18 protein-coding genes and 1 pseudogene are annotated in these 25,660 nt (G+C 64.1%); 9 read left to right on the top strand and 10 right to left on the bottom strand.

Annotation, left to right across the window (positions count from 1 at the left end; genetic code table 11):
• Positions 1 to 27 precede the first annotated feature (27 nt).
• The 4 genes from EOHIBHHM_RS09050 to EOHIBHHM_RS09035 form a co-directional block, all read right to left on the bottom strand.
• The gene (locus EOHIBHHM_RS09050; RefSeq protein WP_497256670.1) at positions 28 to 288 is read right to left on the bottom strand and encodes a lipoyl domain-containing protein; all 261 of its coding nucleotides are present in this window, start codon (positions 286 to 288) and stop codon (positions 28 to 30) included.
• Positions 285 to 1,301, bottom strand: coding sequence for an alpha-ketoacid dehydrogenase subunit beta (locus EOHIBHHM_RS09045; protein WP_497256668.1), 1,017 nt, complete (start codon positions 1,299 to 1,301; stop codon positions 285 to 287). The genes EOHIBHHM_RS09050 and EOHIBHHM_RS09045 overlap by 4 nt, the downstream gene beginning before the upstream one ends.
• Positions 1,301 to 2,299, bottom strand: coding sequence for a thiamine pyrophosphate-dependent dehydrogenase E1 component subunit alpha (locus EOHIBHHM_RS09040; RefSeq protein ID WP_497256963.1), 999 nt, complete (start codon positions 2,297 to 2,299; stop codon positions 1,301 to 1,303). The genes EOHIBHHM_RS09045 and EOHIBHHM_RS09040 overlap by 1 nt, the downstream gene beginning before the upstream one ends.
• A 269-nt stretch (positions 2,300 to 2,568) precedes the next feature.
• Entirely contained in the window at positions 2,569 to 3,795 is a 1,227-nt protein-coding gene (locus EOHIBHHM_RS09035) for an RNA-guided endonuclease InsQ/TnpB family protein (RefSeq protein WP_497256666.1), read from the bottom strand.
• Between the two features lie 137 nt (positions 3,796 to 3,932).
• On the opposite strand from EOHIBHHM_RS09035, the gene EOHIBHHM_RS09030 reads away from it, so the two are divergent.
• The 4 genes from EOHIBHHM_RS09030 to EOHIBHHM_RS09015 all read left to right on the top strand — a co-directional run bounded on the left by EOHIBHHM_RS09030 (position 3,933) and on the right by EOHIBHHM_RS09015 (position 9,649).
• Complete coding sequence (locus EOHIBHHM_RS09030; RefSeq protein ID WP_497256664.1) at positions 3,933 to 5,141, top strand: Mur ligase; 1,209 nt, start codon at positions 3,933 to 3,935, stop codon at positions 5,139 to 5,141.
• Positions 5,134 to 6,249, top strand: a complete 1,116-nt coding sequence (locus EOHIBHHM_RS09025; protein ID WP_497256662.1) for a poly-gamma-glutamate hydrolase family protein — start codon at positions 5,134 to 5,136, stop codon at positions 6,247 to 6,249. Before EOHIBHHM_RS09030 ends, EOHIBHHM_RS09025 begins: the two co-directional genes overlap by 8 nt.
• A 248-nt stretch (positions 6,250 to 6,497) precedes the next feature.
• Complete coding sequence (locus EOHIBHHM_RS09020; RefSeq protein WP_497256660.1) at positions 6,498 to 9,401, top strand: bacterio-opsin activator domain-containing protein; 2,904 nt, start codon at positions 6,498 to 6,500, stop codon at positions 9,399 to 9,401.
• Between the two features lie 98 nt (positions 9,402 to 9,499).
• Positions 9,500 to 9,649 carry a rubrerythrin-like domain-containing protein gene (locus tag EOHIBHHM_RS09015; RefSeq protein WP_497256658.1) on the top strand — a complete coding sequence of 50 codons (150 nt, stop codon included), beginning with the start codon at positions 9,500 to 9,502 and terminating at the stop codon, positions 9,647 to 9,649.
• A 23-nt stretch (positions 9,650 to 9,672) separates the two neighbouring features.
• Here the strand turns inward: EOHIBHHM_RS09015 and EOHIBHHM_RS09010 are convergent, their stop codons facing one another.
• Positions 9,673 to 9,951 carry a PadR family transcriptional regulator gene (locus EOHIBHHM_RS09010; RefSeq protein ID WP_497256961.1) on the bottom strand — a complete coding sequence of 93 codons (279 nt, stop codon included), beginning with the start codon at positions 9,949 to 9,951 and terminating at the stop codon, positions 9,673 to 9,675.
• Positions 9,952 to 10,277: 326 nt separating this feature from the next.
• Here EOHIBHHM_RS09010 and EOHIBHHM_RS09005 point away from each other — a divergent pair, with 326 nt between their 5' ends.
• Both EOHIBHHM_RS09005 and EOHIBHHM_RS09000 read left to right on the top strand, forming a co-directional pair.
• Positions 10,278 to 11,207 (top strand): malectin domain-containing carbohydrate-binding protein, encoded by a 930-nt coding sequence (locus EOHIBHHM_RS09005; RefSeq protein ID WP_497256656.1) that lies wholly within the window; start codon positions 10,278 to 10,280, stop codon positions 11,205 to 11,207.
• A 45-nt stretch (positions 11,208 to 11,252) separates the two neighbouring features.
• A pseudogene (locus EOHIBHHM_RS09000) lies at positions 11,253 to 12,080 on the top strand (sugar phosphate isomerase/epimerase family protein); the annotation flags it as partial.
• A gap of 192 nt (positions 12,081 to 12,272) precedes the next feature.
• Here EOHIBHHM_RS09000 and EOHIBHHM_RS08995 read toward each other — a convergent pair.
• The 5 genes from EOHIBHHM_RS08995 to EOHIBHHM_RS08975 all read right to left on the bottom strand — a co-directional run bounded on the left by EOHIBHHM_RS08995 (position 12,273) and on the right by EOHIBHHM_RS08975 (position 19,266).
• A complete protein-coding gene (locus EOHIBHHM_RS08995; protein WP_497256654.1) occupies positions 12,273 to 12,947 on the bottom strand; it encodes an RNA-guided endonuclease InsQ/TnpB family protein in 675 nt (224 codons plus the stop codon).
• 12 nt (positions 12,948 to 12,959) lie between these two features.
• Positions 12,960 to 13,526: a hypothetical protein gene (locus EOHIBHHM_RS08990; RefSeq protein WP_497256652.1), complete on the bottom strand. Its 567-nt coding sequence runs from the start codon at positions 13,524 to 13,526 to the stop codon at positions 12,960 to 12,962.
• Between the two features lie 220 nt (positions 13,527 to 13,746).
• The gene (locus EOHIBHHM_RS08985; RefSeq protein ID WP_497256650.1) at positions 13,747 to 14,472 is read right to left on the bottom strand and encodes a hypothetical protein; all 726 of its coding nucleotides are present in this window, start codon (positions 14,470 to 14,472) and stop codon (positions 13,747 to 13,749) included.
• Positions 14,473 to 14,584: 112 nt separating this feature from the next.
• Positions 14,585 to 15,235 carry a helix-turn-helix domain-containing protein gene (locus tag EOHIBHHM_RS08980; protein ID WP_497256648.1) on the bottom strand — a complete coding sequence of 217 codons (651 nt, stop codon included), beginning with the start codon at positions 15,233 to 15,235 and terminating at the stop codon, positions 14,585 to 14,587.
• Between the two features lie 332 nt (positions 15,236 to 15,567).
• On the bottom strand, positions 15,568 to 19,266 hold the full coding sequence (locus tag EOHIBHHM_RS08975; RefSeq protein ID WP_497256647.1) for a glycoside hydrolase family 97 N-terminal domain-containing protein: 3,699 nt from the start codon (positions 19,264 to 19,266) through the stop codon (positions 15,568 to 15,570).
• 255 nt (positions 19,267 to 19,521) lie between these two features.
• Here EOHIBHHM_RS08975 and acs (EOHIBHHM_RS08970) point away from each other — a divergent pair, with 255 nt between their 5' ends.
• The 3 genes from acs (EOHIBHHM_RS08970) (at position 19,522) to acs (EOHIBHHM_RS08960) (ending at position 25,655) form a co-directional block, all read left to right on the top strand.
• On the top strand, positions 19,522 to 21,477 hold the full coding sequence (gene acs, locus EOHIBHHM_RS08970; RefSeq protein WP_497256645.1) for an acetate--CoA ligase: 1,956 nt from the start codon (positions 19,522 to 19,524) through the stop codon (positions 21,475 to 21,477).
• Between the two features lie 140 nt (positions 21,478 to 21,617).
• The gene (locus EOHIBHHM_RS08965; protein WP_497256643.1) at positions 21,618 to 23,432 is read left to right on the top strand and encodes a bacterio-opsin activator domain-containing protein; all 1,815 of its coding nucleotides are present in this window, start codon (positions 21,618 to 21,620) and stop codon (positions 23,430 to 23,432) included.
• Between the two features lie 231 nt (positions 23,433 to 23,663).
• On the top strand, positions 23,664 to 25,655 hold the full coding sequence (acs, locus tag EOHIBHHM_RS08960) for an acetate--CoA ligase (protein ID WP_497256641.1): 1,992 nt from the start codon (positions 23,664 to 23,666) through the stop codon (positions 25,653 to 25,655).
• The last annotated feature ends 5 nt before the right edge of the window (positions 25,656 to 25,660 follow it).

Below are 25,660 nucleotides of genomic sequence, written 5' to 3'. Positions count from 1 at the left end.
AATAATGGTTGCGAGTGTCAAGAACGTCTAGTCGTCGGAGTCGATGCGAGCGAGCGGGTCCTCGCGCGTGAACTCGTCGCCCTCCTCGACGAGTCGTTCGGTGAGCGTGCCGTCGACAGGGGCGGGGACGTCGACGCTCACCTTCTCGACCTGCACCTCACAGAGCGTCTCACCCGCCTCGACGGTCGCGCCGGGGCGGACGAACCAGTTGGCGAGGTAGCCCTCCTCGACGTCTTCGGCGTCCTCGGGCCAGACCGACGACGCGGAGACGGTCGCCTCCTCGCTCATTGCACCGACTGGACGGCGTCGACGATGTCCTCGACGCCGGGGTTGACTTCGTCTTCGAGCGGGCGCGCGTACGGGATCGGGACGTCCGGGATGGCGACGCGTTCGACGGCCTGCAGATCGTCGAGCGCGCCTTCGGCCGCCCGGGCAACGATCTCACCGGTGACGCCGAACGAGCGGTAGTCCTCGTCGACGACGACCAACCGACCGGTCTTCCGGACGGAGTCGAGTACCGTCTCGGTGTCCAGTGGGACGAGCGTCCGCAGGTCGATCACCTCCGCGTCGACGCCGTCCGATTCGAGTTCCGAGGCTGCTTCGAGCGCCCGGTGGACGTGCAGCCCGAGCGTGACGACGGTGACGTCCGCGCCCGCTCGTTTCACGTCCGCTTCACCGAACGGGATGGTGTAGTCGTCCTCCGGGACCGGTGTCTTCGGCCCCTCCGGCGAGGGCATCCAACCGAGCCCCATTAGGCGCTTGTGGAACATGTAGACGACCGGGTCGTCGTCGCGGATGGCCGCGTGCATGAGTCCTTTCGCGTCGTAGGCCGTACTCGGGACGACGACTTTCATCCCCGGAAGGTGCGCGAAGGTCCCGTAGAGCGTCTGGGAGTGTTGGGCGGCGTCGTTGTAGGTGCCGCCGACGGCCGTCGTCAACACCATCGGCACCGAGACGGCGCCGCCGCTCATGTAGGTGTTCTTGGCCATGTTGTTGTAGAGTTGGTCCATGGCGACGCCGAAGAAGTCGACGAACATCAGTTCGGCAATCGGGCGCATCCCGGCCTGTGCCGCGCCGACGGCGGCTCCGAGAAACCCCGTCTCGCTGATGGGGACGTCCATCACTCGGTCGCGACCGAACTCGTCGAGCAGCCCCGTCGTACTGCTGAAGATGCCGCCGTAGTCGGCGACGTCCTCGCCCATGAGAAACACCTCCTCGTCCTCGCGCATCTCGTGAGCGACGGCCTCGACCATCGCCCTGCTCATCGTCAGTTCGCGGTCCGTCTCGGTCTCGGCGGTCATCACTGCTCACCTCCGTTGGCCTCGACGTCTCCCTGCGCCGGTGGGTTGGTGAACACGTCCTCGTACGCAGTCTCCGGCTCCGGCTCGGGCTGGTCTTTGGCCCACTCGATGGCTTCCTCGACGCGCTCTTCGGCGCGACGCCGTAACTCCGCGACGGTCTCGTCGTCGACGCCGTATCTCGCGAGGTCCGCTTCGAGCCGCGTGATCGAGTCGCGGTGTGTGGCGCGGTCGACGTCTTCGTCGGGGCGGTACCCCTCGGCGTCGCCCATGAAGTGGCCCATCCGGCGGTGAACCTGTACCTCCAAGAGCGTCGGTCCGTTGCCGTCGCGGGCGCGACCGACGGCTTCTCTGGCGGCATCGTAAACGGCGAGTGCGTCGTCGCTGTCGACGCGGACGCCCGGCAGGTCGAACCCGTCGGCGCGCTGTGCGCCGTTCTCCACGTCGGTCACGCGGTCTTTCGGCATGCTGATCGCCCAGTCGTTGTCCTCGACGACGAAGACGACCGGCAGGTCGTGGACGCTCGCGAGGTTCAGCGACTCGAGGAACCCACCCTGATCGATCGCTCCCTCGCCGAGAAACGCGACGGCGACGGCATCGCTGTTCCGCTTCTTGGCGGCCATCGCCGCGCCGACGGCGGGCGGGACGCCCTGTGCGATGATGCCCGAACACGCGAAGTTGACGTCGGGGTCGAACAGATGCATGTGTCCGCCCTTGCCGCGGCAGAGCCCGGTCTCCCGACCGAAGATCTCTGCCGTCATTCGCTTCAGATCGACGCCCTTCGCGATGGCAACGTGATGCGGTCGGTGCGGCGCAGTGACGGTGTCGTCGTCGCGGAGATGGATACAGACGCCCGCACCCGACGCCTCGTGACCAGCCGCGAGATGCAACTCGCCGGGGATCGGCCCGGCGGAGATGTCGAACGCCGGCTGTTTCCCCTCGAGATACTCCTCCTGGAGCCGTTCCTCGTAGTGTCTCGCCGTGACCATATTCTCGTACATGGTCTGGAGTTCGGTAGCTGATGGCATGGTACACCTCCGAAGAGAGACTATTGCGTATTAACATTATGTAAACTGAAGAACTATACGTCCCGGGGCGAAGCGTGAGTGACTCGTTGTCCTCGCGGGTGCGCTCCTCTGTGTGCCCGCACTCGTCGTCGTCAATCTCGAACGGAAGCGTCGCCACAACGATCGACTCTCGAACACCGTCTACGGACACTCGTCAACTGCCTCGGGGGTCAAGCCCCGAGGCTTGTCAGTGGACTCCCGCTCTAACCGAGTAACTCGGTAGGTCGAAATCGACCATTTGCGTTCAACGTCCCTGACTTCAGAGCCAGTTGACTTGTGGCTCGTTCAGCACCAGACTTGAGCCAGTGCTGAACAAGACGCCACCCGACGTTTCGAGCAGCGTTGTAATCGCTATGCAATTGCTTCCCGCACTTCAGGCACTCAAACTTATCACCGTCACGGTTGTCCTCGTGCGTGAATCCACACTCGCCGTGACTGCATCTCTGAGACGTGTATGCAGGATTCACATCGTCCACGGCGATGCCGTATTCTTCGGCTTTGTATTCGGAGTGACGTTGCAGTTCCTTGAACGCCCATTGTTGGAACTTTGAAGCATTCGAGATACGGTTCCGGATGTGTTTCAAGTTCTCGAATGCAATTGCCGTGCAATCGTTCTCCACAGCCTTTTGAACAATTGCTTTGGAGATACGGTGGAGATAATCGGCGCTCCATCGGGCGAATCGGTCGCCAATCGACTGAATGGTGAGGTGGGCTGAGCGAGTACCTGTCTGTTGTAGGCTTCCACGACGACGCTCGTATTCGTCGCGCTTGTGGTTGAGATAATCTGCGTTGCCAAAGAATGCTCCCGTACTGGTGACAGCGAGGTAGCCATCCACATTCAAATCGACACCGAGAACCACTCCGTTCTCGGATTCGTCGTCGTAAGAATCAGGTTCAACGTCTTTCTTCACGGCGACGTGGAGGTAGTACGTGCCATCACGCTTATGGAGCGTTGCTTCGCGTTTCTCCCACTCGTCCGTCCAGTACTCCTCGAACGGCGTGCCTTCCTCGTTGACGGGTGTGACGTATTCGGCAGTCACTCGCTTGTCGGTTGTGGCGAGAGATACGTAGTCGTCGTTGTAGGTGATGGTTCGACTGTTGTACACGACAACGCTTCCACGGAACTCGGGCTTGCTGGTTTTTTCGTCGTCTTCGACGATTCGGTCTTTACAGTTGCCGAGCGCCGTTGCCGCAAGGTTGCGGGCACTTTGAACGAGGCTAGATTGTAGGGAGATTTTGCCACGGACATCAGAGTACGTCTCTTTGTGGAGCGTATTTTTGGTGTCTGTGATGTTGTAGGGGTTGTCGTCCCATCCGTGGTCAGCGACGTGTTGCGCCGCTTGTCGAAACTGATCGAACGTCTCGTCAAGGACTTCGTAGTCCTCTTTGGAAACGCTGAGTTTGATTTGGATGTTCCGAACAACCACCATACTTCATTGGTATTGGTGGGAATACTTAAAGTCACATATCGGGTAGAGAGTCAAGCTTGCTATTGAGCGTGGTTTATCTCATATGATGTCGGCTTCCTCCCCGAAATCAAGCCTCGGGGTATCCGCCTTGATATTTGATGAAGCTCTCTCAGACACTGCACCAGTTGACCGACCTCGCTCGACGCGGCACAGACCACAGCGACCACCTCTCGCAGATCGACTCGACCATCGTCGTCTCGGGGACGCGCGGAAAGTCGGGGCTGACGCGCCGACTCTGCGATGCTCTCTCCAGTCGCGACAACGACGTGCTGGGGAAGATCACGGGCAACCACCCGAAGATGATCCACAACGACGAGGAGCGACCGATCGAGCGGGACGGCCGCGTGACGCTCTACGAGAACGAAGCCGAGATCGGCAAGTACGACCCGGTCGACGCGCTCGTCGTCGAGAACCAGGCGATCGGTGAGTACACGACCCGACTGATCAACCAGCGATTCACCGACCCCGACGTCGTCGTCCTCACCAACGTCCGCCGGGATCACATCGACCGACTCGGAGCCAACCGGATGGAGATCGCCCGGTCTTTCGCCCGCGCCGTGCCCGAGGGGACGCACGTCGTGAACGGCGAACAGACCGAGGAGATACAGACGTTCTTCGAGGAGACGTTCGCCGATCGAGACGTGACGCTGACGCACGTCGAGGTTCCGGCGGAAGACAAGACGATACCCGGAGCCGAGACGGTCCACGCGGTCGACCACGTCCTCGACGCCGTCGACGAGCCGCGACTGACCGACGCACAGCTGCAGACGTACCTCGACGAGATGCGCGTCGACTGGACCCGCCTTGCGAGGGGTCGCGTGTTCAACGCAGCCTCCGTCAACGACGTCGACAGTACGGAGATGATCCGCCGTGCGCTCTGTCGACAGCGCGGCGACGTTGTCCAGCCGTTCCTCTATCTCAGAGGCGACCGACGCGCCCGGACGACCTCGTTCCTGAACTACCTCACGGAGCTGTACCGGGAGGGAGCCATCGAACAGGTCCGCGTCGCCGGTGAGACGACGGAGCTGTTCGCAGACCGCGCGCCGTTCCCGGTGATTATCCACGACGAGGAGCCAGCAGACGCGCTCGACGCCGCACTCGGCGACGGGTGGCCCGTGCTCGTCATGGGCAACACGGTCGCCGAGTACATGCGAGCGCTGGAAGCCGACATCGAGCGCCGCGAGGAAGAAGTCGCGCCGCCGGCGGAACTGGACGAACTCCTCGTGACGGACGACACCAACCCGGACGAGCTCGTCGCCGACCAGCGAACCGAAGCCGAACACACAGCAATCCAATCTGATGACTGACGACAACACGAATTCGACTGACGAATCGAGCAGCCTCCAGCGACGAGCGTTCATGAGCCTCGGACTCGCCTCCCCGGCGTTTGCAGGTCTCGGAATCACCGCACTCGACGCCCGACTCGGCGCTGCGGCGAGTACGTCGCAGACGGAGACGACGCTCAGTGCGGAGACCACACAGCGGACGGCCGACTCCGTCCGCGTTCACTCGCCGAAGCGCGAGCAGACCGAGATCCGAGACGACTACGACCTCGTCTCGGTGTCGACGGACCTCCTGGCGGAACTCAGCGTCGAGGTCGGCCAGCAGGTTCGAATCGGCCGAACCGACGACGAGTACGCCGTCTACACCGTCGCCGAGTCGCGAGACGAACCGAAACCGACCGTCCGCATGAACGGGACGGCCAAGTCGCGGCTCGCGCTCTCGGACGCCGAGTGGGTCGGACAACCCGACTGCCGTATCGACTGTCCGCGCCCGAAGGAGACCACCTCGGTCGCGAACAGGTCGTTCACGGTGACGGTGGAGTCGACCGTCCCGGCGACCGACCTCTCCGTCGACGAAGCGCGCGAACAGAGCGAGCTTGTCGAAGAGCGGACGTCGGGCGGAACCGACCTGCTCGTCCTCGCTCCCAACGGCGGCGACGTCGAACCGCGGACGGCCGCACAGGCGAAGCGACTCCGCGAGACGTTCACCGACGCAACCTCGTGGCTCTCACAGGGGTTCCGTGACGGCGGCGGTGCGTTCGTTCGCTGGCACGTCTCCTCTTACGACGTCCACCCCGCCTCGTTCCCCGAACTCGCCGCAGTGGCCGAGCGACGGTACGACCGGGCCGTCAGCTTCCATGGCACCTGTTCGGAGCGGATTCAGGTCGGTGGCGGCGCGTCGAAGGACGTCCGCATCGCAGTCCGCGACTGTATCAACCGACAGCTCTCGGACGAGGCATCGCCCGCGATGCTGGCGGACGAGCGGTACCGCGCAGACAGCGAGCACGTCCTCGTCAACCAGTTGACGGCGGACGGATCGAGCGGTGTCTGGGTCGGTACCCCTGTCGAAGAACGGAAACACGACTGGAAAGCGATCGTCGACGGCGTCGCGGCCGCACTCCGGTCGGACTGACTGCGATGCGCTCGTCGCCAGCGTCTCCGCTCGATCCGATCCGACTATGGACGGTGAGCCGACCGCAGGCGACGAGATAACGACAGACGACGAACGGACTGTGGACCGTCGGTCACGACTCTCTGACGTCTCGGTGGTCGTTTCTCCTCCCGTTTCGGCCGACGCATCCGACGTCGGCGTCGGGCGACCGTCGACCCCGACGGGTTTCCGTGACTCTTTGTTTCTCCGCGTTCACGTTCAGCTATCCGATGGTAGCCAGACCGAGCACGCCACAGCGCGTGCACGTGCTTCTCGTTGGGACGGCCGAGTGGGTCGACCCCCTCCGAACGGCTCTCGACGTCGACGCCGACTACCGGGTCTCGACCGTCGAGACGGCCGCCGAAGCCGAGACTGCACTCGACAGCCAACTCGTCGACACACTCGTCACGGCTGCCGACCTGCCAGACGGGAGCGGGCTCGACGTCCTCGACGCCGTCCGTGACGAGACGTCGTCGCTCCCGGTAGTGTTGTGTGCGACGTCGGGGAGCGAACGACTCGCCAGCGACGCCGTCGCCGCGGGCGTAAGCGAGTATCTCCCGCTCGCGGCCGGGACCGACCACGAGGAGAACGTCACGGCGATCCGTGAGGCACTCGAGCGGACGCTCGATTCGGTGCACACCACGACGACCGAACGAGCGCGCGCACGACAGTTCGACGCGATCTTCGGTGACGGTCGGACGGCGACGTGGGTGCTCGACGCCGACGGCGTGGTCACGCGAGCCAACGAGACGGCGAGCGAGCTCCACGGTGAGCGAAGCGAGGCGCTCGTCGGTCGCTCGTTCTGGTCGCTTCCCTGGTGGGGCGACGACGAGCAGACGGCCGCCGACGTCCGTCACCTCGTCGACGCCGCCCGCGAGGGATCGTTCGGAAACGCCGTCGTCACCACTCCAGAAGCGGCAGAGACGGAGACGGAGACGCAGATGCTCGAACTGTCCGTTCGCCCGGTCCTCGACGACCGCGGTCGCTGTGTCTCGCTCGTCGTCGAGGGCGTCGACGTCACCGACCGCGTCGGTCTCGAACGCGAACTCCGTCGCTCGGAGGAACTGCACCGCGTCACGCTCAACAACATGACCGACACGGTGTTGATGACTGACGAGGACGGCGAGTACACCTACGTCTGTCCGAACGTCAACTTCATCTTCGGCTACACGGCCGAGGAGATCTACGAACTGGGGACGATCGACGAACTGCTCGGCGAGGACCTGTTCGATCGCGAGGAGCTCGCCGCCGAGGGCGTCCTGAAGAACATCGAGTGCACCGCGACGGACAAGGCGGGACGCGAGCACACGCTGCTCGTCAACGTCCGAGAGGTGTCGATCCAAGACGGAACGCTGCTGTACAGCTGTCGCGACATCACGAAACGCAAACAGCGAGAGGAGGCGCTCACGACGCTCCAAGAGACGACGCGGGACTTCCTCTACGCACAGACGCGCCACGAGATCGCCCAACACGTCGTCGACGACGTCCCGAGCGTCCTCACGCTCGATGCGAGTGCCGTGTATCTGTTCGACGCCGACGCGACCGACCTCGTCCCGGTCGCGCACTCTCCGGCGATGGAACGGCTGAACGGACCGCTCTCGACCGTTCCCACCGACGCCGAAGGTCTCACGAGTTACAGTTTCGTGGAAGGCGAATCGCTGTTCTTCGACGACGTCCACGACTCGCCCCAGCTGGAGAACCCCGCGACCGACCTCCGGAGCGTCGCGTACATCCCGCTCGGCGACCACGGCGTCTTCGTCGTCGGCACCGCAGAACGTGGTCAGTTCGACGAGGTGACGCGGGAACTCGCAGATTTGCTCGCGGCGACCGCCGAAGCGGCGCTCGACCGCGTCCGGAGAGAGAGCCAACTGCGCGAACAGGACCGCGAGCTCCAGCAGCGCAACAACCAACTCACCGAGCTCAACCGGATCAACGAGATCATCCGCGAGATCGACGGGGCGCTCGTCCAAGCGGAGACGCGCGAGGAGATCGAACACGCGGTCTGTTCGCGGCTGACAGACGACGACCGCTTCGCCTTCGCGTGGATCGGTGCGGCCGACTCGCCGGACGAGATGCTCCACCCGCGAGCGTGGGCGGGTGCCGAGCAGGGGTATCTCGACAGCGTCTCGTTCCCGATCGCAGCCGACGGCGTCGAACCCGCGGGCAGAACCGCGGCCACAGGCGAAGTGACGATGGTTCGGCACGTCGCCGACGGGCTTCGCGAAGAGCCGTGGCGAAAGGACGCCCTCGCGCGTGAGTATCTCTCGGTACTCAGCGTCCCGCTCGCGTACGACGAGTTCACTTACGGCGTATTGACCGTCTACGCGGCGCGACAGGACGCCTTCGACGAGATGTCGCGGTCCGTGGTGGCGGAACTGGGCGAGACCATCGCCTCTGCGACGAGCGCTATCGAGCGGAAGAACGCGCTGTTGACCCCCTCGATGACGCGTCTGACGGTCGACGTCGACGACTCGGCGTTCGTGCTCGCACGGCTCGCCCGCCAAGCGGACTGCCGACTCACCTACGAAGGCGGTATCCAGCAGACGCCAGACGGAACCTCCATCTTCGTCACGGTCGAGGATGCTTCGGTCGATGCCGTCGAACAGGCGGCCGGCGAGCTCGTCGCCGTCAGCGACGTCCAGCGTATCAGCGCCGACGAGTCCGGCGGCGTCCTCCGACTCCGCCTGACCCAACCGTTCTTCGCGTTGGAGTTAGCCGACCACGGGGCCGTCCTCCGAAGCGTCACCGTCGACGAGTCGACCGTCGAGTCGAGCACACGTCTCGTCGTCGACGTCCCGAACAGCGTCGACAGCCGTCACATCACACAGCTCCTCGAAGAGACGTTCGCCGAGGTCGAACTACGGTCGAAACGGACGGTCGAGCGTGCCTCCAGCGACGAGCTCTCGTCGGCGTTCCTCGGCCGACTGACCGAACGACAGCTCGAAGTGGTGCAGATCGCTCACTACAGCGGCTTCTTCGAGTCGCCGCGAGCGACGTCCGGCGAGACGCTCGCCGAGGCGCTCGACATCTCACCGACGGCGTTCTACCGTCACGTCAGGACGGCCCAGCGCAAGCTCTTCTCGACGGTGTTCGAGGAGGGTGGCGTCCCAGTTCCCGCCGTCGACGGGCCGTAACCACGGGCTCGAATTGGTAGTTCACTATTCAACCACCCCTCCTTAGCTCGGTTCAGTACTCAACGGCTACGAATATTTGCCGCGGTCCGATAATACAGATGCGTATGAGAGACGTTGCTTACGACCCGGCGGCCGAATCGGAGTACGAGTGTTTCGACTGTGGCGCCGTGACGACCGCGAACACGAAACCGGAGAGCTGTCCCGAATGCGGCGGTGAGTTACGCAATCGGCTCACACCCATGGAATAACGCTGCTGCTTTCTTGCGTGAAGTCAGGCCGTTTGGACGTACTGATCTTCCCACTCTCGTCGAGACTCGAGAGCGTGACGACCGCTTTCCGTGAGGGTGTAGGAGTTAGTCCGTCGGTCGAGTGCACTCTTCTCGACGAAGTCGTTCTCGACGAGGGTGTCGAGGTTGGGATACAACCGCCCGTGATTCACTTCGTGTTCGTAGTAGTTCTCGAGTTCGTCCTTGATCGCAAGTCCGTACGGCTCCTCAATTCCACTGATTACATACAAGATATCGCGCTGGAATCCAGTCAACTCTTCCATCATTTGCATTGAGCAGACTCTCTTTCGAGCAATAGAATAGGGTACGACTGTTTCGGTGAGTTGGTGTCTGTTTCGGCGGCTCGGTCCTCTTTTAGGGAGTGGCAAGATGACGTGGACGCAAATTCGACCCACAGAGTTGCAAGAAAGAAACGAACTGTGTCCAGGGACGCGGGCAGACTCCTCCTTGATGAGACACTCTTTGTACCAAATGACGAAGACTTCACAGTGTTCCAACAGTTATTCCTGTCAGTTCGAGAACGCTCTGAGCGGGCTACTTTCGGCGATAGGCCGAGACGTATATCATGGTCCAACCACAACCGGCCGCTATGTTTGAGTGGTTGCGTTCTTCGTCGAACTCGCAACGGGCACAGGGTCGAATTCAATGGGTCTTACTCGGCGTCGGCGGACTCTTCTTCTTCGCAGGTGTGCTTCTCGTCGTTGGTGTTCCTGCGACCCCGTTCGGCGGGCTTGCCGCGGACGGCGACTCGGCGTCGACACCCGAGGTCGAGACCACGCCAACAGCAGCCCCGACGACTGAAAGCGGCGGTGAGTCTACACCCACGTCGACACAGCAGTCACCGACCGAAAGTACGGCTACTGCTGAGCAGACGTCATCCACGTCGACTCCAGCCGCTGGAACGGCGAATCAAACCAACAACACGACGAACACGAGCGCACAGGTCGTCCACCGCGTCAACGTCGGAGGACAGAACGTCAGTGCGAACGACAGCGGTCCCGCGTGGGCAGCCGACACCGACAACAACCCATCGCCGTATCTGAACTCGCGTGCGAGCGACACCGTCGTGCAGTCGACGCCGGACAACATCACGACTGAGGGGAACGTTCCACCCAATGTTTCGGACGCCGTCTTCAAGACCTATCGGTTCGATCGTGCGGGCAACGGACAGGCCGAGGAGATGGTCTGGCGCTTCCCGGTCGAACAGAGTGGTGACTACGAAGTGCGGCTGTATTTCCTCGAGGCGTACTTCACGGCTGACGACTCTGGCCGAGCGTACGAAGAACCGTACAGCGAAGGTGGTCCACGGACGTTCGGCGTCGCAATCAACGGTGAGCAAGTGCTCTCGAACTACGAACCGTTCGTCGAACACGGTCACGACGTCGGCGCGATGAAGTCGTTCGAAGTGACCGCCGAGAACGGGATGATCGAGATTCGGTTCCTGCGAGAAGCGGAGAACCCCACTGTCTCCGGGATCGAGATCGTGGAGACGGGGTCGGGTGAGGAAGCGGACGACTGAGAAAGGCGTCCCCTCGACGACGGCTCTTCGCTTGGTGGGACCGATTCGCTTCCGGAGGCTGTTCGGCAGATCGCCGCACATGGGTACGACGGTGTCGAACTGCTCGCAGACGAGCCACACGCGTTCTTTCCGGAGTTCACCGACGCGGAGCGCGCCGAACTGCTGTCGGCACTCGACGAGACGGGGGTCGCCGTGTCGAACGTCAACGCGAACACGGCGATGGGGTACTACGACGACGCGCCACCGTCGCCGTTCTTCGAACCGAGCCTCGTCACTGACGACGACGAGCAGCGACAGTGGCGTCTGGAGTACACGAAGCGGGCGATCGACCTCGCGGCCGAGACTGGCTCTCCCGCAGTGTGTGTCACGACGGGGCGTGCACTCCCAGGGAACCCCCCGAACCGTGCGTACGACACGTTGGTCGATTCGTTGCACGAACTACTGGACTACGCCGAGCCGCGGGACGTCGACATCGGCATCGAGTTCGAACCGGAGCTGCTGATCGAGAACACGGCCGAGACGCTGGATCTCGTCGAGCACGTCGATCGGTCGTCGCTCGGCGTCAATCTCGATATCGGCCACGCAGCGGTGTACGGTGAAGACCTCGCCGAGACGATCCACCAGACGGCCGGTCACATCACGGGGGTTCACGTCGAAGACATCGCAGGTGGGCGCCGAGGGAAACACTACCACCTGATCCCCGGTCTCGGCGATCTCGACTTCGAATCGGTGTTCGAGGCGTTCGACGACATCGGATACGACGGGTTCGTCACGGTCGAACTCTACACGTATCGGGATAATCCACACGTGGCGGCCGAGAACGCGCTCAACTCGCTCACACAGTCGGTGTCGTCGCCTCGCCGCGAGACGTAGCGCACAAAAACGACTCCGTCGCGACGCCGACGGTGGGGTCACGCGACCTACGACACGGTGACCGAGTGACCGTCGTCTTCCCGAGAGTCACCGCCGAACAACCAGCCTCAGAAGCGTCCGCACTCCCGGCCGGTCGTCGGCCCACCAGACGAGGACGGCGAGTGAGACGAGACCGAGTTCGAACAGCGTCATCTACCCACAACTGAAGTCGTGGGCTTGAGCGTGGGACTCCCCTTCTGACGACGCAATGTCGTAGGCAGTGTAATCGCCATTCAGGTTCAGCGTCCCGCTCTTGAGGGCGAGATGACCGTCGCCCAACCCCGAGGGGCGTTTGCCCTCGGGTACAGTTAGTAGTCGCAGCCCAATATTCTTGGCTGCGTTGTAGTCGCCGTCGTATTCTTGACCGCACTCGTTGCACTCGAACCATCCCGTCTTCGAGTCCCGATTCGTACTCGATTGGTGACCACACCGAGAGCACGTCTGACTCGTAAACGCAGGCGGGATCAGCTCGACTCGAATGCCGTACTCAGATGCCTTGTATGCGAGTAGTTCTTGCAGTTCTCGAAACGCCCATTGGTGCATTTGGCGTTTGATACGGTCGTGTCCGTTGCCCATTCGGTTCCGAATGTGTGTTAGATTTTCGACGGCGATATACGAACAGTCGTGGGAACGAGCCTCTTCAACGAGATGCCGAGAAATGGTGTGCAAGCGGTCCAAGACGAAGCGGTTTTCTCGTCCCGACAGTCGCGCGAGTGCTTGCTTCGCGGAACGAGTGCCTTTGTCTTGGAGGCTACGGCGGACTCGGAAGTAGTGGTTCTGTCCCCACAGTAGTTCGCCACCATCGAAGAAGCGTCCCGTGCTGGTCACGGCAACGTTCTTCTAGTTCAAATCGACGCCCATCACGCGGTTGCCACCGCGTTCTTCTACCTCTTTCAGGAGGACGATGTGGAGGTAGAATGAGTCGTCATCCCCGCGGTAGTGCAACGTCCCCATCCGCCTCTCGTAGTCGTCGTCATCGAGGTAGGACCGTTGGTAGTCCCCGATGACATATTCGACTGCGACCCTGCCGTTGATGGTCGAAAGCGTGGCTGACCTGTCTTTGATAGTCAGCGTACGCTTGTCGTAGACGGCAGATGGTTGCTTGAAGCGTGGAAGTGGTCGGCTGTTACCTTTCTTCCACTCAGCCACAGTGGACTTCATCGCTTCGACGGCTTTTGAGTACGCACGAACACAGAGGTTTGCGGGGAGGTCTGTCTCGTCTCGAAGGTCGTAGTACACCTTGTCGTGTATCTTTGACCTGTTGAGAATGAGGTAGCCGTCACCGTTACGACCGTGTTCGACGGTGTAGTTGCAGGCGCGATTAAACTGGTCGATGGTCTGATGGAGGTCATCCCGTCGCTCGTCGGGTACGTCGAGTTTGACGGGGACGGTTCGCTTAACCTCCATCGCAACTTCACATACGAGGGTGACTATTATACACGTTTGGGAGTCAGCCTTCCATTGCTGGTGGATGGTAGTCTGTTGTCGGGTTCCTATCACGACTAAAGTCGGGGGCTTCCTCCTCGAATCTCTGTGAACGGTTCGAGTTCGAACGTCAGAAAGTGCGCCAGGATGCTCTTGTCGGTGTCGGAGACAGGAAGCGGGAGCAGCGACCGGGTCCGCGTGGCTAGTACTCGACCCCAGTACCAGTCGATGTCCAGTCGAACTCTTCGATGCTGTCGTTGCCGCGGCCGTCCTCCTGGCTCTCCGCGACGAATTCGAGGACGGCCGCCACTTCCTCGAAGTTCTCGCCGCGAGCGAGGGTGTTCGTCTGCGGGTTCCAGTCGACGAACCCGTAGTCGTCGAGTGCGTCGAGGTGGACGCACCTGAGTTTGCGTTCGAGGACGTCGGGGTCGTCGTCGATGCCCGCGTGAGACGACTCTGGCTCGCAGTCTGGATGCTCTGATTCCCGGTCTGGAGGGGCCGTCGGGTCAGCGAGGAAGCGGAGAACGTATCGTCGGAAGGGGTGACCGAGTGCGTCGAACACCTCGTCCAGCGAACAGTCGGTCGGTGGCGCTGCGTCGGAAAGCGAACGCCGAGAGGCGAGACGAGCGAACAACGGAGCCAGTTCGTCGAACCGCTCGCCAGGAGTGATGGTGTCGGTCTCGCGGTCCCACTGGACGACTCCGACGTCGACGAGTCTCGAGAGGTGGTCGTAGCAGCGCCCTCTCTCGAGGAGGTCCGAGTCGTCGACGGGGTCGACGATCCAGTCCGAAGCGACGCCGTGTTCGGCCCCCTGATCGGAACCGGCGAGCGCCACGAGGAGACGCCGACAATGCTCGTGAGCGAGGAGGTCGAACGCCTCCTCGGAGAAGCGGTCGACTGTCACCAACGCGGTGTCGTCAGTTGTCATTGGATATCCTGCGGCGCGTTTGCGCCCAGTCACACGTATCGACGGTAGTAATACCGAAACGCGCCGTGGTTGACGTGACTACGTGTTTATAAGAATCCGACGTGACGATCGGTCAATCGACGGACACGGCGTTCGCGACGAGCGTCTCGACACCGTTGCGGATGCGTTTCGAGGCGGCTTGCGCCGTGATCCCCAACTCGTCGCCGATCTCCTCGAGCGAGGCTTTGCTCGGGGTTTCGAAGTACCCGCGTCTGTTCGCCACGACGAGTGCCTCTCGCTGGCTCGAGGTGAGACCGTCCAAGTCGTAGGCGTCCGACGCCGGCTCGCTGACGCGGTGGACGGTCAGCGGCACTTCGTTGTCGGTACACGCCTGCTGGAACGACGCGAGCGTCTCGTGGGTGGCGGCCCGTAACCTGAACTGCCACGCGTCGTCGGTTCCGACGGCCGACTCGACGATGACGTCGTGGCTGCGAACCGCTCCGAGGAACCCGTCACTGTTCAGCGTGTCGGCCCACTCGATGTGATAGAGCCGCTTGCCGGGGCCGACGTTGACCTCTCTGAGGCTCCCGACTCGAGGATCGCGACGCACCGACTCCTCGAACGCAGCGTAGTCCTCCGCCTCTGCCCAGAAGTAGGGCGCTAGCATCTCACCCGTCGGAACGAGTTGTGTCAACTCGATCCGGACGGGTTGGTAGTCGTTGAGAACCTCTCCGAGCTGAAGCGAGTCACTCGGAAGCGAAATCTCGGCGAGGACGACGCTCACGGTGGCCTTCCTCCCGAAGCGGGTCGTGACGAGACGGTGCTGACCTCTCTCCACGGCCGCAGTCGTAGACGCTCTCCCCGAACCGCCGTAACCGAGTCGTCCGGTAGGTGCGGTTTCACTGTCCTCGACGTCCTTTCGAGACCGCTATCCGGTCGTCCAGGGGAACGATGCGACCACCACCCGCTTCGGATACTGCTTTCACAGATAGCCATCGTGCACCCGGGTGTCCGGAGGACTTCTGCGGACAAAAGTTCGTTCGCCGATAGTTCCCCGGAAGGCCTCCCGTCGAGGGGTCGCTTTCGCATCGACCTCCGATCCGCGGAGTCGTGCGCCTACAACTCTCGGAACGGGAGCGTCGCCCGCTGACCGCTCGTGTAGGCCAGCGCGTCGGCCTGTGAGACGCCGTCGGGCGTGACGAGGTCCATCACGAGCGGCGCCTGGTCGACCGCGTCGGCCTTCGCGCCGCCGAAGACGTAGCCGGCGTTGGATTCGGCGACCGGTCGGAGACTGCCGCGGTCCTCTGATTGGACCATCGCGACGACCTCGAGGTCGGCGGCGTCGACGCCGTCGAACGCCTCGCGGTCGAGGCTCGTCGTCACGGTTCCGGCCGACGCGTCGACGCTCTCGGCGACGGACACGGCAGAGCCGTCGTCTCTGGTGAGCGGCGCACCGCTCGACGTCACCGCGCTCTTGGTGAACCCGCTGATCTCCAGACGGTAGTGCCACGGCCGCTCGAAGTCGACGTTCGCCCCGAGGTCGTCGAGGCTCTCGGTGCTGCCGCCCTCCTTCGTCGGGTCGCGAACCCAGACGACGAACAGCTGCGGCGAGAAGCCGCGGCCGCTCCCGAAGGCGTTGTAGAGGGTCTCGACCTCGAACGTGAACTCGTAGAGACTCGGCGTCTGCGCCACAGTGAACGACTGGAGGTCGAACGCACCGGGCCGGAACGCGTCGTTCGTCGGGTAGGTGTACGCGCCGGGGCCGTCGTCGTCACCCTGCGGGTCGGCGACGGAGGCGACGGTCACCGGCGGCTCGATCGTCACCGTCTCGGTCGCCAGCGTCGTCCCGTCTGCCGTCCGGACGGTCAGCTCGTACGTCCCCGGGTCGTCGATGGCGTACGAGAGCGTAGTCGACTCCTCGGTCGTGTTCGGCGGGAAGCGGACGTTCGTCGTCGCCGACAGCTCTCCGTCGAGGAGTAGCTCGACCGTCGTCCCGCCGACGTAGTCGCTGTCGTTCGACCCCGTGGCCGTGACGAACTGCTCTTTGACGAACGCCTCGTCGTCGACGTCGACCGAGAGGTCCTGCGTCGGTCGCTCGTAGGTCGGCAGGTCGGCGATCTCCGTCCCCGTCGCTCGCCGGAGTCTGATCGCCGTCCCGCCGGATTCGACCATCGACGCGAGGATCGTCGTGCTCGGGTCGACGAGCACCTCGTCGATCCGGACGTCGGTGAGGTTCTCGTCGAAGGAGGCGTCGACGCCGTCCGAGTAGATCTCGGCGACGTACTTCGGCCCCTTCGGTCCGCGGCCGTTGCCCGTCGTGCCGTTCGATCCCTTGGCGTCTCCGTTCGCGCCGTTTCGACCCGGACGCAGGAAGTCGAGCGGGACGTCGAGCGCACGCCCGTTCTCGTCGGTCATCGCGCCGACGTACCAGACGTCGTCTTTCTGCCGTGCGGTGACCATGTAGCCGCCGATCTCGGCGTCGAGCACCGTCGTGTCGTCCCAGCCGGCGGCCGGGACGTCCTCGACGAACTCGAAGGCGGGCACCGTCGATCCCCGAGTCGGCTCCGTCGCGGGCGTCGGCATCGACTCGCCGACGGGCGTCAGCGCCACCGAATCGAGGTTGAAGCCGCCCGTGTCGTCGCCGGTCAGCGTCAGCGCGATTTCGGTGTCGCCGGCGTCGAGCGAGACGGTCGTGGCGACGGTCGTCCACTCGTCCCAGTAGTCGGTCGGCAAGAGCGTGAGCCGAGTGCGCTGCTCACCGTCGACGGCGACGGTGACCGTCCGGGGCGTGTCCGCCGGGACGGCGTTGTTCTCGCTGTCGCTGGCGTACCGTAACTGCAGGTCGTAGTCGCCCGCCTCGTCGACGTCCGAGACCGTCCACGAGAGACTCGACCCCGTCTCGACGGTGTTGGGGTCGAACTCGACGTACCGCCCGCCCTGTGCGTTCGCCCACGTAGCCGCCCGCGCGAGTCCGTCGCGGTCGGCGAACTCGGCCTGCAGCACCTCGCCGACGTCGGCCTCGGCGTCCTGCTCCGCGAGGTAGGAACTCGGGAGATCCGCGACCATCTGCAGGCCGCTGAAGTAGGTCGGGTACATCGCGAGCTGTTTCGCGCGCGTCGTCTCGATGCCGCCGGACCCCGAGTCCATGTCGAAGATACCCGGCGTGTACTCGACGGGACCGCCCAGCATCCGCGTGAAGGGGAACGTCACGTGGTGCGAGGGGCTGACCGTCCCGAAGGAGTCGTACTCCTGGCCGAGCACGCCCTCGCGAGTCATCACGTTGGGGTAGCTCCGCCGTTCGCCGGTCGGTTTGATCGGTTCGTGCACCTCCAGCATCTGTCGGTGTTTGGCCGCCTCGCGGTAGACGAGGTAGTGGTGGTTGACCAGCGGCTGACAGTGGTGGTTGTACGTCGTCCCGTCGATGGAGACGCCACTGTCGGCGACGTAGCCCGTCTTGATCGAGCGAATGCCGAGGTCGTCGTAATCGGCGAAGGCGTTCGGGGAGTCGTCCAACTGCGACTCGTAGTTCGAGACGTTTCCGGCGGTCTCGTTGTGGGCCGTCATCTCCACCGGCGGGTCGAGTCGGCGGCCGAACTCGGTCACCGCCTCGATGTCGAAGTCCGGGTAGGTGTCGTCGAAGTCCATCGTACTCCCGTCGCCGGGGTAGGAGTCCCATCCTTCGTTCCACCCCTCGACGAGCACGCTCGGGATGCCGTGCTCGCTGGCGAACTCCATGTAGCGCTTCATCCGCCCGGTCTGGGCGCCGTGGTTGCCCGACTCCGCCCCCGTGTACTCCCAGTCGGCACGCCCCGTGATCATCAGCCACCAGACGCCGAGGAACTTCTGGGGTTCGATCCAGTCGGTCCCCTGCGGGAACTCCGCGGGGTCGCGCGGCTCGTTGAGGTTGACGACGAGACTCGACTCGACGAGTCCGCCCGGCGAGTCGGCCACCTGGAGCGTCCGCCACGGCGTCCGATGCGGCGCCGACGCCGTCACCTTCGTCCCGTCCGGCAGCGGTGCCAGCGTCGACTCGAAGGTGGTCGACCCCGCCGAGACCGGTTCGACGCCCATCGCCGCGTAGTCGACGAGGTTCGCCTCGTGAACGCTCACGTAGCAGTCCTCGGCGGCCTGCATCGTCATCGGCGTGTGTGCACCGCCGAACGGACTCCGCTCTCCGACCTCGCTCAGCGGCGACTCGGTGTACTCGTACTCGTAGCTGTTGAAGTCGTTCTGGATCCACCACGAGGTGTAGTCGCCCGCGAACGCGAACTCGGTACGTTCGGAACTGATCGTGAAGTCGCCGAACCCGCTCTCCTCGGGGAAGACGTATCGGAAGCCGACGCCGTCGTCGAACGCACGCAGTTCGAGCGTGAGCGCACGCTCCGCGGCCCCTGCCTCGCGAAGGCCGACGCGGAGCGCCTCGTAGTGTTCGCGGATCTCGTCGTACTGGTCCCAGACCGGGGTCCACGTCTCGTCGACAGTGGTTCGCTCGGTGCCGGTGACCGTCACGTCCGCGTCGAACGGCGCCTGACGCTGAAACTCGAAGCCGAGTACGGAGTCGTCGACGACAGTCCGCCCGTCGTACGCGACGCGATACGTCGGGACGCCGTCGGCGACGTCGACGGTCACCTCGACGCGACCATCCGGCGACGTGAGCGTCTGGACGGTCGAGTCGTCACCCGTCGTCACTTGTGTGGCCGTCTCGGCGGCGACGTTCAGCGAGAAGGTGGAGGCCGCGGCCAGCGAAGCCAACCCGCTCACGAACGTCCGTCGGTCGAAATTCGCTAACGAACGATTACTTCGTTCATCAACCATTACGAACGACAACCGATAGCACGGTATTAAATCTGGCGGGGCGTTGAGAGAACGTCGACGCCGGAGAGAGAAAGGCAACGGAGCGGTGGGGGAGGGGGAACTACTCTATCTTGACTGACGCGAGACGCTTCACTTCGATAGTGGTGTGTCTCCCTGACGACCCGACAGACCGAAGCCACCCTTACCCATTCGCCTCGTCGAATGAACGGTTCGGGGCAAACAACTTTGAGAACCCTTGCCAAAGTCCAACCACGAATGAGCGACGGGAGGAACGAGACCGCGACGGGCCAGTCGCGGATGGACGACCGGATCGCCCCTCCACCATCGTTCGTCGAGCAGGCGAACGTCACCGACCCGACCGTCTACGAGACGTTCGACACGGAGTGGCCGGACTGTTGGCGGCGCGCCGCCGACCTGCTGACGTGGACGCAGTCCTCCGAGTCGGTAATCGACGACAGCGGCGACAGCGACGGCGTCAGATGGTTCCCCGGCGGCCGTCTCAACGCGTCGGCGAACTGTCTGGACCGCCACATCGACGCCGGGCGCGGGAACCAGACGGCGATACAGTGGGAGGGGAAACTCGGTGAGACCCGGACGAAGACGTATCGTGAACTGCATCGGGACGTCAACGCCTTCGCGGCCGGACTGCGCGACCTTGGAGTCGAGGCAGACGACGTCGTCACGCTGTTCATGCCGGTCATCCCCGAGCTGGTCGTGGCGATGCTGGCGTGTGCGCGTATCGGCGCGCCCCACTCGGTGGTGTTCGCGGGGTTCTCCGCAGACGCGCTCGCGACACGGATGGAGCGCGCCGAGTCGGACGTGGTCGTCACCTGCGACGGCTACTACCGTCGCGGTAACGCCGTCGACCTACTGAGCAAGGCCGACAACGCCTGTCTCTCGGTCCCCTACGAGACGACGCAGGTGGTGGTCGACCGCCTCGGTGACGAGCGGTATCTCGGCGACCACCGACGGTACTGCGACCTGCTCGCGGCCCACGACGGCGAGACCGTCGACCCGGTCGAGCGCGCGGCCGACGACCTCCTGTTCTACATCTACACCTCGGGGACGACGGGCGAACCGACGCAGGTTCGCCACACGACGGGGGGGTATCTGTCGCACGTCGCGTGGACGAGCCACGCCGTGTTGGATCTCGAACCGCAGGACACCCACTGGTGTACCGCCGACATCGGGTGGATCACGGGTCACTCCTACGTCGTCTACGGCCCGCTCGCGCTCGGCGCGACGACCGTCCTCTACGAGGGGACGCCCGACCAACCGGAGAAAGACCGGTTCTGGAAGATCATCGAACGCAACACCGTCGACGTCTTCTACACGGCACCGACCGCGATCCGGGCGTTCATGAAGTGGGGGGCTGACCACCTCGCAGACTACGACCTCTCCAGTCTGCGCCTGCTCGGGACGGTCGGCGAACCGATCGACGAGACGGCGTGGCGGTGGTACTACGAGGAGATCGGCAACGAGGAGTGCCCCATCGTCGACACGTGGTGGCAGACCGAGACCGGCGGCATGATGCTGTCGACGCTGCCCGCAGTCGACGCGATGCGACCCGGCGTCGTCGGTCGACCGCTCCCCGGCGTCGAGATGGCGGTGGTCAACGGACTCGGCGAGGAACTACCCGACGGCGAGACGGGGCAGTTGGTCGTGACGAAACCGTGGCCGGGACAGCCGAGGTCGCTCTGTGACGGCACCGAGTGGGCACGACCGACACACGTGACGGAGAGCGTCGACTGCTGGCGCTACGCGACCGGCGACAGCGCGATGCGACACGACGACGGCTACGTCAGCCTGCTCGGCCGACTCGACGACGTGCTCAACGTCTCCGGCAAGCGCCTCGGGACGACTGAGATCGAGTCGGTCATCGTCGCCATCGACGGCATCGCGGAGGCCGCCGTCGTCGGCGGGGACGACGAACTGCGGGGGTCGACCGTCCACGCCTACGTCAGTCCCGAAGCGAACGTCGCCGGCGACGACGACCTCCGAACACGGGTGCGGGAGGGCGTCGCGGACGCCATCGGCCCCGTCGCCGTCCCGACGGAGATCACGTTCACGAGCGCACTTCCCAAGACGCGCTCGGGGAAGATCCTCCGACGGTACCTCGAGGCGATCGCGAACGGGGAGGACCCCGGCGACACGAGCGCCCTCCGGAACCCGGAGGTCGTCGGCGAACTCGAATCGCTCGTCGACAACTGATTTCGCTCGTAGTCGAAGTCGCGAAGCTATTCTCCGGTATTCGAGCCGGGACGGGATTGATATCCGTCGATCTCCAGGCAGCTAGCGACGTACTGGAGCCGAAGTCTTTTTCGTGCTCTTCGAAGAAAGCGAAACGAGAGATGACAGCCTCCGCGAGACGGGCGGTCCTTACACCGGCGGAGTTCGACCAGTTCCGACACGCGACCGAGACCTACCGGGAGGAGCTCGTGGTGGCGCTTGCCGGGCGCGTCGGACTTCGACCGGCGGAGATCGCCCGACTACGACTCGCCGACCTCCAGCAGTATCGCCGCGACGGACGACCACACTACCTGTTGACCGTCCGCGAAGATGACGAGGGGGAGACGCGGACGGCGTACGTCCCGCGGGACGTCGCACACGACCTCCGGAAGTTCGCCAACAGCCACGACAGCGACCCCGACGACCCCGTCTTCGGCGTGAGCGCGCGGCGGATCCAGATGCTCGTCTCGGCGGTGAGCGACCGGACGGCGACCGACCGGCTCCAGTCGGTGTCGTCGCGCGGGCTCAGACAGTCCTTCGCGTACCGACTCCTCGTCGACCAAGGAGTTGATCCGCGGATCGTGCAGGCGGTCGGCGGATGGAGCAGCCTCGACCGACTGGCGGCGTTTCTGGATCACCCGACCGAAGACGACATCCTCGAGGCGTGTGCGGCCGTCGAGGACCGTCCGCTTCGAGGCGGCGGAAGCCAGCATCACCGCCTCGCGAACAGGGACGGAGCGGCCTCGGCCTCGCGTACCGACCTCGACGGCGCGTCCTCGTTCTCGCGTCCCACTCCCGACCGAGCGTTCACGCGCCGGACGGATGAACTCGTAGCCTGTATCGAGGAACTCGGCGAGCGACTCGACGACGCTGCCACGCGCTCAGAAGTCGTCACCGCGACGTGTGCGGCGCTGGCGACCTGCTTCGACGGCGTCTGGTTCTGCGACGAGAACGGCGACCTGCGCGAGAGCGCCGGCGGGCGGACGGTCTCCTCGACGACGGTTCGGAACACACTGGAGGGGACGGACATCCTCGACGTGCTCGCCGACGGCGACGAGACGATCGTCGACGAGATCGTCGACGGTCACCGCTCGTCGGACGAACGACTCTGTGTCGTCGCCGTCCGATCCAGCGACGCGCTCCACGGCTATCTCTGCGTGGCCGATCAGACGTTCAGTGCCCCGAGCCGCCGCGTGCTCGCCGATATCGGACGACGGGTCGGACGGACGCTCGTCGCCGTCGAGCGCAAACAGCTCCTCCTGGCCGACACGGGCGTCGAACTCACCCTCCAGACGACCGCCCGCGAGTCGGTGCTCGTCGACGCCTCGAGTCGACTCGACTGCCGGTTCGAACTCGAAGGTGCGGTCCCGATGTCGGGCGGGTCACTGCTCCACTTCCTCACCGTCAGCGGAGCGAGCGTGGGCGACGTCCTCGAGTTCGTGGACCACACCGAGCAGGTGACTGACGCCCGTCTCATCCGCGACTACGGGTCGGAGGCACTCCTCGAGTTCGTCGTCTCGGGGACGGCGCTCGTCCCGACGATGGTCGAGACCGGCGGGTCGGTCCGCACGCTCACAGTCGAGGACGGCACCGCCCACGTGACGGGCGTCTTCTCCGGACACGGAGACGTCAGGAGCATCGTCGAACAGTTCACCGCGACGTTCTCGGACGCCCAACTGCTCTCGAAACGCGAGATCGAGGAGCCGGTCCAGACGACCGCACGCGTTGAGCACGTCGTCGACGAGGAGCTGACGGAGAAACAGTGGGCGGTGCTCCGAGCGGCGTTCCTGTCGGGGTATTTCGAGTGGCCACGCGGAAGCACCGCAGAGGAGTTGGCCGCCTCGATGGACATCTCGTCGCCGACACTCCACAACCACCTGCGCAAGGCCCAACAGAAGGTGCTGGCGGCGGTGTTCGCCGACGCCTCCGAGCGGTGAGACGAGCCACTCACTCTCTTCCTATGATACTGTCGACACGACGGGTCGGCCATCGAGTCGATACTAACTGTTTAGCCCCCTTCCGATCCGAACGTCGTGTCGCAGACGGGCGGCTCGAACGGAGAAAGCGTCGTATCAGCCCGTGAAATGCATCAATTCGGGGTTTTTCACGATTGTTAGCTAGTTAGGCGGGATGTTTATAAGGTTCTCTACTGCTTGTCAGAGTACCACATGTCAGAGGGTGACCCAGACGTCGAACTCGAAGCACGACTCGCCGAACAGGAACGGTTCGAACCGTCGTCGTCGTTCGTCGAGCAGGCGAACGTCTCCGACTCGGAGATCTACGACGAGTTCGAAGCGGAGTGGCCGGCGTGCTGGGAGCAGGCAGCCGACCTTCTCGACTGGGACGAGGAGTACGACACCGTCCTCGACGACTCGAACCCGCCGTTCTACGAGTGGTTCACGGGCGGGTCGCTCAACGCCTCGTACAACTGCCTCGACCGCCACCTCGAGGAGCGCGGCGACGAGGTCGCCATCCAGTGGGTCGGTGAACCGGTAGACGAAGACGACCGGAGCTACACCTACGAGGAGCTCCACCGCGAAGTAAACGAGTTCGCGGCGGCGCTGCGCGAGATGGGTGTCGGCGAGGACGACGTCGTCACGATGTACATGCCGATGGTACCGGAGTTACCCATCGCCATGCTGGCGTGTGCGCGCATCGGTGCTCCCCACTCGGTAGTGTTCGCGGGGTTCTCCGCGGACGCGCTCGCGACGCGGATGAACGCCGCCGAGTCGGAGTATCTCGTCACCTGCGACGGCTACTACCGCCGCGGCGACCCGCTCGAGCACAAAGAGAAGGCCGACGAGGGGCTCGACGGCGTCGACCACGACGTCGAGACGGTCGTCGTCGACCGCCTCGGCGACGCGTACGACCACCCGCTCGCGGAGAACCACTACGACTACGCCGAACTCGTCGCCGAACAGGAGGGCGCGGAGGTCGAACCGGTCCAGCGAGACGCCGAGGACATGCTGTTCCTGATGTACACGTCGGGGACGACCGGGAAGCCGAAAGGGGTCAAACACACCACTGGCGGCTACCTCTCGTGGGTGACGTGGACGTCGCAGTCCGTCCTCGACATCAAACCCGAGGACACCTACTTCTGCTCGGCCGACATCGGGTGGATCACGGGTCACTCGTACATCGTCTACGGGCCGCTGGCGCTCGGGACGACGACGATGATGTACGAGGGGACGCCCGACCACCCGGAGAAGGACCGCCTCTGGGAGATCATTGAGGAGTACGAGGCGGACCAGCTGTACACCGCGCCGACGGCGATCCGCGCGTTCATGAAGTGGGGTCCGGAGTACCCCGACGATCACGATCTCTCCTCGCTGCGGTTGCTCGGGACGGTCGGCGAACCGATCAACCCGCGGGCGTGGAAGTGGTACTACAAGCACATCGGCAACGAGGAGTGCCCCATCGTCGACACGTGGTGGCAGACCGAGACCGGTGGGATGATGATCACGACGCTCCCGGGCGTCAAAGACATGAAACCCGGGTCGGCCGGTCCGGCGCTCCCCGGACTCGACGTCGAGATCGTCGACACGCGGGGTGAACCCGTTGAGGCAGGCCGTGCGGGCTATCTCACGGTGAACAAGCCGTGGCCGGGGATGCTCCGGACGCTGTACAACAACAACGAGCGGTACATCCAGGAGTACTGGGCAGAGTACTCGGATCTCGACAGCGACGACCCCGACGACTGGGTGTACTTCCCCGAGGACGGTGCGAAGATCGACGAGGACGGCTACATCACGGTGCTGGGCCGCGTCGACGACGTGATCAACGTCTCCGGTCACCGACTGGGGACGATGGAGATCGAGTCGGCGATCGTCGGCGTCGGCGGCGTCGCCGAGGCCGCCGTCGTCGGCGGTAAACACGACCTGAAGGGCGAGGCGGTCTACGCCTACGTCATCACCGAAGACGGCTACGAGGGCGACGACGAGATGCGCGAGCGCATCGTCGAGGGCGTCGAAGACGCCATCGGCCCGATCGCTCGTCCCGAACAGGTCGTCTTCACTCCCGAGCTCCCCAAGACGCGCTCGGGGAAGATCATGCGCCGCCTGCTCGAAGACATCGCCAACGGCGACGACCTCGGCAACACGTCGACGCTACGGAACCCCGACGTCGTCGAGGACATCGCCTCGAAAGTCGGCGACGACTGAAAGAC

It is taken from the genome of Halogranum roseipondis, assembly GCF_059695585.1.
This window is presented reverse-complemented; position numbering and strand designations above follow the sequence as displayed.

Bases quoted from the DNA above. Each gene is read 5' to 3' on its own strand.
- EOHIBHHM_RS09050 (WP_497256670.1), bottom strand. From the start codon at position 288: ATGAGCGAGGAGGCGACCGTCTCCGCGTCGTCGGTCTGGCCCGAGGAC.
- EOHIBHHM_RS09045 (WP_497256668.1), bottom strand. From the start codon at position 1,301: ATGACCGCCGAGACCGAGACGGACCGCGAACTGACGATGAGCAGGGCG.
- EOHIBHHM_RS09040 (WP_497256963.1), bottom strand. From the start codon at position 2,299: ATGTACGAGAATATGGTCACGGCGAGACACTACGAGGAACGGCTCCAG.
- EOHIBHHM_RS09035 (WP_497256666.1), bottom strand. From the start codon at position 3,795: ATGGTGGTTGTTCGGAACATCCAAATCAAACTCAGCGTTTCCAAAGAG.
- EOHIBHHM_RS09030 (WP_497256664.1), top strand. From the start codon at position 3,933: ATGAAGCTCTCTCAGACACTGCACCAGTTGACCGACCTCGCTCGACGC.
- EOHIBHHM_RS09025 (WP_497256662.1), top strand. From the start codon at position 5,134: ATGACTGACGACAACACGAATTCGACTGACGAATCGAGCAGCCTCCAG.
- EOHIBHHM_RS09020 (WP_497256660.1), top strand. From the start codon at position 6,498: ATGGTAGCCAGACCGAGCACGCCACAGCGCGTGCACGTGCTTCTCGTT.
- EOHIBHHM_RS09015 (WP_497256658.1), top strand. From the start codon at position 9,500: ATGCGTATGAGAGACGTTGCTTACGACCCGGCGGCCGAATCGGAGTAC.
- EOHIBHHM_RS09010 (WP_497256961.1), bottom strand. From the start codon at position 9,951: ATGGAAGAGTTGACTGGATTCCAGCGCGATATCTTGTATGTAATCAGT.
- EOHIBHHM_RS09005 (WP_497256656.1), top strand. From the start codon at position 10,278: ATGTTTGAGTGGTTGCGTTCTTCGTCGAACTCGCAACGGGCACAGGGT.
- EOHIBHHM_RS08990 (WP_497256652.1), bottom strand. From the start codon at position 13,526: ATGGAGGTTAAGCGAACCGTCCCCGTCAAACTCGACGTACCCGACGAG.
- EOHIBHHM_RS08985 (WP_497256650.1), bottom strand. From the start codon at position 14,472: ATGACAACTGACGACACCGCGTTGGTGACAGTCGACCGCTTCTCCGAG.
- EOHIBHHM_RS08975 (WP_497256647.1), bottom strand. From the start codon at position 19,266: ATGGTTGATGAACGAAGTAATCGTTCGTTAGCGAATTTCGACCGACGG.
- acs (WP_497256645.1), top strand. From the start codon at position 19,522: ATGAGCGACGGGAGGAACGAGACCGCGACGGGCCAGTCGCGGATGGAC.
- EOHIBHHM_RS08965 (WP_497256643.1), top strand. From the start codon at position 21,618: ATGACAGCCTCCGCGAGACGGGCGGTCCTTACACCGGCGGAGTTCGAC.
- acs (WP_497256641.1), top strand. From the start codon at position 23,664: ATGTCAGAGGGTGACCCAGACGTCGAACTCGAAGCACGACTCGCCGAA.